The organism is [Scytonema hofmanni] UTEX 2349, assembly GCF_000582685.1.
GTDB classification, from domain to species: domain Bacteria; phylum Cyanobacteriota; class Cyanobacteriia; order Cyanobacteriales; family Nostocaceae; genus Hassallia; species Hassallia hofmanni.
Genome location: NZ_KK073768.1, coordinates 1479195 through 1485499, shown reverse-complemented (window position 1 = coordinate 1485499; position 6305 = coordinate 1479195). Strand labels below are relative to the sequence as shown.

Here is a 6305-nt window from a genome sequence, read left to right as displayed (position 1 = left end):
AGGGGTTGGGGGTGGGGTTCTTTTATTATGGGTAATTTGGCAGACATGATATAATACTAAATCAAAAAAATTAATTTTTCTTTAATTCCCCAGAGACAAGGAGACGGGGAAATTTGTCTGTTTCAAGCATCCACAGTACTAATACGCTTGCAATTCGTCGAGTTTGCTGAGAACTTCTGTACTGTGGATGCTTGGATTGACTTTGACAAAAATTTCGCGCAGGATGCCGTTTGGATCGATGATAAAGCTGTGCCGCATGGAGACAAAGCCAATCCAAGAACCGTAAGCTTTACTCACCGATCCGGTGGTATCAGCCAGTAAGGGAAATTTTAGCCCTTCTGAATCACAAAATTTGGCGTGGGAATCAACGTCATCAGCACTGACACCGATAATTTGCGTATTTTTTTCTAAGTATTTGGGCAAATCTTGCTGAAAACGACGCGCTTCGATGGTGCAACCGGCGGTGAAGTCTTTGGGATAAAAGTAAAGGACTGTCCACTTACCGCGCAAGTCAGACAAAGAAATATTACCATCACCAGTGTTGGTTGGCAAGGTAAATAAAGGTGCGGGTTGATTAATTGCTGGGAGTTTGCCTCCTAAAGCATTAGCAGTAGGGGTAAAATTCAACCAAGTAATAACAGCAAAGCAACTGGCAAATAATATACTCAAAAAAGTGCGACGAGAAATCATGTGCAAACCAAAATTATAACTTTACATAAGTTTACAATTGTTGGTCACTTTTTATTAAGATACAGCAGATTTCAGGTAAATGAAGTACATATATAAAACCCAAAATATTGTAGAGACGTAGCACTGCTACGTCTGTTACGTGTATTCGATTAGACTGTGCTTTCGATGTATTGGCTATCAAGCAGAAAGGTTCCCTTAGTAAAGCGGATACCCCAGTATCCTCCGGGACGACGGTCAATGACTGTCCCTTCTTCGCCAATGTGAATAACATCGGGGGGACGGAGCATGGGCATGGGGTCAGCGGTTTTCACGTAGGGTGGTAGTGCCACAACTCGGACTTTACTATTAATGGTGAATTCTGTGGACATAGTTGAGCCATGAGCTTTTAGACTTCAGAATATACTATGTTTTTCACTCTTCATGACTCAAACGCTAAGAATTCTTAGACTTGAGCGGGAACAACAGCGCTTTTTAGACTTGGTAAATATTTGGGATCTAGTTAACGCTGCGAAATTGCGTTATTACTGGGCGTTTTTTTTCAAATCGTCTAGAGAAACGACTTCTAAGGCTCTAGCATGGGTGGCAGAAAGCACAACTGGTGGAGCAACACCAGCATCGAGAGCTTCTTGCCAACGAGAAGCACATAGACACCAGCGATCGCCTGCTTTTAAACCAGGAAATTGATATTCTGGATGTGGTGTACTCAAATCGTTGCCCTGGGACTTGGTAAACTCTAAAAATTCTGCTGTTAATGAAGCGCAAATAACGTGTACTCCAAAGTCTTGACCACCTGTGCGACAAAATCCGTCGCGGTAATATCCAGTCATCGGAGAAGTGCAGCAAGATTCAAGTTGTCCGTCGATTACGTTTTTAGCTTCTGTCATTTCAATTCCTCTGTTTGAGTAAAATAAGAGCATTTTACTGCTAACAAACCTTTAAAAGCCTATTGTGCTAAAATACCATAAAAAATAACTCCACAAACACACTTTCTGCAAACACCCATGCCAGCCAAAGATGTTTATCATAATGTTGTGATAACAGCCCTTGAAAAAGATGGTTGGCTAATTACTGATGATCCATTTAAATTAAAATGTGGGACAAAAGATTTATATATAGACTTGGGTGCAGAAAAACTTATAGTCGCCCAAAAAGGTCAGCAGAAAATAGCAGTTGAAATCAAGAGTTTTCTCAGCCAATCTCCCGTTAGAGATTTAGAAAATGCATTAGGACAGTTTATTCTTTATTACGATATTTTAGAAGAACAAGGAAGTGAACGTATTTTATATCTTGCTATACCCCACCGAACTTACACTGAAATTTTTACCGAACCCATCGGCAAGATTTTATTAAAAAAGAACCGCTTACGTTTACTTGTATTTGACCCAAAGCAAGAGGTAATTGTGCAATGGATACCTTAGAAAAACATCAAAAAATCATCGAAGAGATTCTGAGTGAATATATAAAAATACCCTATGCAAATCGTCAATTACAAACAAAGCTAATTATCGATCGCACAGCTACTAATTACATAGTAATGACTTTGGGTTGGCAGGGAGAAGAACGAGTTCATGGTTGTATTATCCATATTGAAATTATTGATGGGAAAATTTGGATTCAGCGCGATGGAACTGAATATGGCATTGCCAATGAACTCGTAGCCGCAGGAATTCCCAAAGATGAAATTGTTTTAGCTTTTCATCCAGAGGATGTTAGACAATACACTGATTTTGCGGTAGCTTGATTTTGAAAAAGATGCGACTTCCATCAGCTTCTCGCTGCTGTCTCGCCCTTGTTTCAATTTCGCTTCTAGGGTATCGCAGAGAGACATCAAGCGATCGCACTTCTCTACAATGCGTAGATGGTAATGAATCAGCTTCTCTAATTTTTTTTACTTTTAGTAGATTTTCTTTATCATCATTAATCTTTTTTAGCAGGATAGAAGCAGGTTCATCATTTGGGTTTTGAGGGACAAGCTTACCCATTACAGCCAATTGCAAAATAATTTCCCGTAACTTTGCGATCGCATTTGGTGCATCTGTCAACAATTCAAAATTTTAAAAAAACGTATCTACTTTCATTTAAATGGATTCACAATTTGTAATTGACCATCGACTACTAACCCATCCTGCATATCTTCAGAATAGAGAATACTTGCTCCCGCAGCTAAAGCACAAGCGACAATTAAACTATCCCAAAAAGAGAAATTATATCTACTCCGAAGATTAGAAGAGTTCAGCAAAATATCACGATTAAATGAAATAATGTGAGAACCTTTATAAAATGCCTCTATCAACTGTGTTATTTGTTGCTCAGTAAAAGAAGATTTTTTAATTAGATTTAGACATACCTCATTAATAATTTGTGTACTAATGATTACCCCTTCAGCATCAACTAGACGACAAGCTATGTTACGTTTGTTAATATCTTGATTATTCGCTAGAGCATAAATCCAGATATTAGAATCTAGAAAATAGGCATTCTCATGAATTGCGGTCATAAATTTCTTCTCGGTTCAAAGGAGGCCATTCAAACTCCACCGGATGCTCCATGAGTTCAGCAATAATATCAACTGCTGCTGTTCTCCTAACTTTTTTCATGACAATTACTTTGACAGATTCTCCATTGAGTTCTCCTTTATAAATTTCAGGAATTTGAATTACACCATCTTTGACAATACCTTGAAATTCTACTACTTCCATCTGCATAATCTAATCTCCTGATATTTTAAGATATTTTGTTTCTATCTACTATTCTATTGGCAAACTCTGGTAGTACAGATGAGGCGATAGCAAAAAGCTTACACATATCAATACCAACAGTTGAACGAACTTGCAAACAGTTTTGCACCGATTCCTTATCAGCCACAATGAATGAGCGTCCTCGCAGTGGAAAGCCACCAAAATTGAAGAAGGCAGAAGGCAGAGGGCAGAAGGCACTTATGTTTTATTCACTTATAGGATTCAGACCCCTCCTGAATAAGAACCACTCCTCTTAAAAATTTGGTGGGGGTCTTAAACCCCTGTTCCCTACGGTCACTCTAATAAGGACAGGAGCCAGAATTTCCTTCTGCATAAGTGCCTCCTGCCCTCTGCCTTTCTTGATAACTTCCACGGCAGAAGCATATTTAATTGCAACAACTTGTTCAGATGCTCCCGATGGTAGCGCTCGTTGCACATTAAAAATATTGGCGGATAAACTGGTTAGTCTTGAAATAATAGATAGTGTCAGTACAAATACAATTCTTTAGCTCCTCGCACTACCACAACTTTGACTTTGGGTTGAAATCCGCGAATATAAAGCTCTCGTTCTAATTATAATCTAAGGTTGAATTATAGGCTGTTCAGATTGCTGAGTATTGCATTGAGTTAATTTATTACTAACAAGTAAATAACTTGTACCTGCCAGCGCAAGACTAACTACAGCAACAACAACAGTCCAATACTCCCCAAATAATTTTTTTCTAGAAGCTATCCCTAGTTGTTCCTGTATATATTTGATGGCTGAAGTTAAAGATTTATAGCTGATTTCATGCCAAATTGTGATAGTTCCGCGTTCGCTACTTTTTAAGTAAGCACATAAATAACCAGGACTTGATTTATCTTCTTCGATCATAAGTGAATAACCATCCACTAGCTTGGTTATTAAAGTTTTCTGGCTTCCTAGCTGACGTATATTTGGTTTCATGCCATTTGATTCCAGTAGATTAATTGCATCTTCCATTTGAATAGCATCTTTTTCTAATAGCATTTTGCACCTTTAGACCATTTGTATGAAAGCTTTTAAAATCTTGTATTGATAGTTTTTATTATCAACTAAATTAGAAGTTGGGCTGACTCCCCAAATAATTTGGACAATATCATCAATACTTCTACCTTCCTTCTTCAAAATCCTTACTTGCTTTTTTTCATCATCAAGGGTTGATTTAACAACAACACTGTTCTTAATTACTTCTCGCAACCAATTCCAATCATTATTAGAAGCCCACCAGTCTATTCTTTGAGCAACAAAACCAAAATTTTTGGGATAATATACATTCACATTCCCTTCATTCTTATCTGGTTTCTCACCAGCATTTACGTTATACGCACTACCCATCATGTTTTTAACTTTATTAGTAAATATAGTAAGTACCCCAGGAACAGTTAAACCGTAAGATTTCAGCAACCATTCTCTGATTGTTATCTTTTGATTTTCATCAAATATTTTTGAAACTTTGGAAGCGTACTCTTCCCAAAAAGGTATCTGTCTTACCATTTCGCCTAAATGAGCTAACCGCTTGTTAATTAAAGTACAAACTTGGAAATTTAGCCAATTTCCAAGACTTTCATAAATTTCTGTTTCCGCTAAGTCATCACAAAAACTATAAAAGTTATAAAGCTGCTCTACATCGGCAAGGTGTAAACCTTTATATTCAATTGTTGCAATATCAGCAAGCTGAATCTTATCTTGAGTTATAGTAAGTAGGTTATAATCAGTCCTATTAGATGATTTTTTACTAGGGATTGATACGATCTCAGTTAATAAAATTTCTACAATATCTTCTAAAACAACTCTGCCATTTGCACCTTCTTTTTCTGAGTAAATACGGACTTTCTGCTCTTTCCGGGCAAATACATTCTGGTAAATGTAACTAGTCACGATTAATTTCACCGATTATCCTCTCCCATCACTAATGTTTGCACCTACTCAAAAGGCATGTGTAAGTATTAAATCTAGCTTGATATTTTCACTGTTGCTTATGAATCTAAATCCATCATTGTCAACATAGCCAACGATTTCAAAAAGATCGCATCAATTATTTTTAATAAATTGTTAGCTATTCAGATGGGAAATTTGATGATTATTCTGTATCTACACCCTCTAATACTTCTGCAAATAACATTGGAATTGTAAGTTGTACCCCTTCTTCATGAATACGGATAGGAATTCCTGACTTTTTAGATATCCACTTTATCCAGTTTTTTAAAGTCTGTGAGCGACGATTACTAGTATAGGAATTCCTGACTTTTTAGATATCCACTTTATCCAGTTTTTTAAAGTCTGTGAGCGACGATTACTAGTATCTGCGTCTTTTAATACTTTAGGACCAGCCCTTTCAAGGTGAACGTTTGTACTATGAAATAAATAATATTTTTCACCCAATTTCGGTATTTTGGCGATTGCGATCGCTTAATTTACAGTCCAAAAATTTGGAGTTTATCCATAATTTATTTCTTCAATTGCAGTCAATGCCTGAAATACGGTTAAAAATTGGATAGTACATATGCTCACCTTGAAAGGGCTAGTCCTATACTTCTGGAAAAGTAAGCTCTTTAACTACTTCATCATTTAAAACTAGCACACTATTTAGTTGTGATTGTTTTAGTGAGACTGCATCAATAATTCGCCAAACAGGAGGGTAACTTAACATAGCTTCAATGAGCAGTCTGACTTGTAAATCTTCATTAGGTGCTTCAGCAATTAATCTGCCCTTTTGGGTTAATTCAATCAGCCACTTATTGCCCTGACGCATCTTTGTAATAAGCTTGAGTGCTTCTAAAGCCTGTTTTGCATACTGTCCATGTCGAGAAATATATACGTCTTTCTTTCCTCTATTACCTAATTTATAACCTAGT

11 protein-coding genes are annotated in these 6305 nt (G+C 37.0%); 2 read left to right on the top strand and 9 right to left on the bottom strand.

All coding sequences use genetic code 11. The features are described 5' to 3' along the window. Positions 1-138: 138 nt before the first annotated feature. From TOL9009_RS0111835 to TOL9009_RS0111825, 3 genes are all read right to left on the bottom strand, one after another. Positions 139-690, bottom strand: coding sequence for a peroxiredoxin (locus TOL9009_RS0111835; RefSeq protein WP_029632998.1), 552 nt, complete (start codon positions 688-690; stop codon positions 139-141). Between the two features lie 149 nt (positions 691-839). Further along, positions 840-1058, bottom strand: coding sequence for a regulatory protein SipA (sipA, locus tag TOL9009_RS0111830; protein ID WP_029632997.1), 219 nt, complete (start codon positions 1056-1058; stop codon positions 840-842). Positions 1059-1211: 153 nt separating this feature from the next. After that, positions 1212-1574 (bottom strand): DUF2237 family protein, encoded by a 363-nt coding sequence (locus TOL9009_RS0111825; protein ID WP_029632996.1) that lies wholly within the window; start codon positions 1572-1574, stop codon positions 1212-1214. 117 nt (positions 1575-1691) lie between these two features. Between TOL9009_RS0111825 and TOL9009_RS0111820 the strand changes: the two genes are divergently transcribed. Both TOL9009_RS0111820 and TOL9009_RS0111815 read left to right on the top strand, forming a co-directional pair. Further along, positions 1692-2108: an element excision factor XisH family protein gene (locus tag TOL9009_RS0111820; RefSeq protein WP_029632995.1), complete on the top strand. Its 417-nt coding sequence runs from the start codon at positions 1692-1694 to the stop codon at positions 2106-2108. Beyond that, positions 2096-2431: a XisI protein gene (locus TOL9009_RS0111815; RefSeq protein ID WP_029632994.1), complete on the top strand. Its 336-nt coding sequence runs from the start codon at positions 2096-2098 to the stop codon at positions 2429-2431. The genes TOL9009_RS0111820 and TOL9009_RS0111815 overlap by 13 nt, the downstream gene beginning before the upstream one ends. Here TOL9009_RS0111815 and TOL9009_RS0111810 read toward each other — a convergent pair. The 6 genes from TOL9009_RS0111810 to TOL9009_RS0111780 all read right to left on the bottom strand — a co-directional run bounded on the left by TOL9009_RS0111810 (position 2400) and on the right by TOL9009_RS0111780 (position 6202). Next, the gene (locus TOL9009_RS0111810; RefSeq protein ID WP_029632993.1) at positions 2400-2732 is read right to left on the bottom strand and encodes a hypothetical protein; all 333 of its coding nucleotides are present in this window, start codon (positions 2730-2732) and stop codon (positions 2400-2402) included. The genes TOL9009_RS0111815 and TOL9009_RS0111810 overlap by 32 nt on opposite strands. A 32-nt stretch (positions 2733-2764) precedes the next feature. Further along, positions 2765-3187 carry a PIN domain-containing protein gene (locus TOL9009_RS0111805; RefSeq protein WP_029632992.1) on the bottom strand — a complete coding sequence of 141 codons (423 nt, stop codon included), beginning with the start codon at positions 3185-3187 and terminating at the stop codon, positions 2765-2767. After that, positions 3171-3395, bottom strand: coding sequence for a hypothetical protein (locus TOL9009_RS0111800; RefSeq protein WP_029632991.1), 225 nt, complete (start codon positions 3393-3395; stop codon positions 3171-3173). Before TOL9009_RS0111800 ends, TOL9009_RS0111805 begins: the two co-directional genes overlap by 17 nt. 613 nt (positions 3396-4008) lie before the next feature. Continuing rightward, positions 4009-4437 (bottom strand): hypothetical protein, encoded by a 429-nt coding sequence (locus TOL9009_RS0111790; RefSeq protein WP_029632989.1) that lies wholly within the window; start codon positions 4435-4437, stop codon positions 4009-4011. A 9-nt stretch (positions 4438-4446) separates the two neighbouring features. Continuing rightward, positions 4447-5340, bottom strand: coding sequence for a hypothetical protein (locus TOL9009_RS0111785; RefSeq protein ID WP_029632988.1), 894 nt, complete (start codon positions 5338-5340; stop codon positions 4447-4449). 637 nt (positions 5341-5977) lie between these two features. Further along, positions 5978-6202 (bottom strand): hypothetical protein, encoded by a 225-nt coding sequence (locus TOL9009_RS0111780; RefSeq protein WP_029632987.1) that lies wholly within the window; start codon positions 6200-6202, stop codon positions 5978-5980. Between the last annotated feature and the right edge of the window lie 103 nt (positions 6203-6305).

What these genes read in the sequence shown, in the direction of transcription:
- TOL9009_RS0111835 (WP_029632998.1), bottom strand. Translation starts at nt 690, where the DNA reads ATGATTTCTCGTCGCACTTTTTTGAGTATATTATTTGCCAGTTGCTTT.
- sipA (WP_029632997.1), bottom strand. Translation starts at nt 1,058, where the DNA reads ATGTCCACAGAATTCACCATTAATAGTAAAGTCCGAGTTGTGGCACTA.
- TOL9009_RS0111825 (WP_029632996.1), bottom strand. Translation starts at nt 1,574, where the DNA reads ATGACAGAAGCTAAAAACGTAATCGACGGACAACTTGAATCTTGCTGC.
- TOL9009_RS0111820 (WP_029632995.1), top strand. Translation starts at nt 1,692, where the DNA reads ATGCCAGCCAAAGATGTTTATCATAATGTTGTGATAACAGCCCTTGAA.
- TOL9009_RS0111815 (WP_029632994.1), top strand. Translation starts at nt 2,096, where the DNA reads ATGGATACCTTAGAAAAACATCAAAAAATCATCGAAGAGATTCTGAGT.
- TOL9009_RS0111805 (WP_029632992.1), bottom strand. Translation starts at nt 3,187, where the DNA reads ATGACCGCAATTCATGAGAATGCCTATTTTCTAGATTCTAATATCTGG.
- TOL9009_RS0111800 (WP_029632991.1), bottom strand. Translation starts at nt 3,395, where the DNA reads ATGCAGATGGAAGTAGTAGAATTTCAAGGTATTGTCAAAGATGGTGTA.
- TOL9009_RS0111790 (WP_029632989.1), bottom strand. Translation starts at nt 4,437, where the DNA reads ATGCTATTAGAAAAAGATGCTATTCAAATGGAAGATGCAATTAATCTA.
- TOL9009_RS0111780 (WP_029632987.1), bottom strand. Translation starts at nt 6,202, where the DNA reads ATGCGTCAGGGCAATAAGTGGCTGATTGAATTAACCCAAAAGGGCAGA.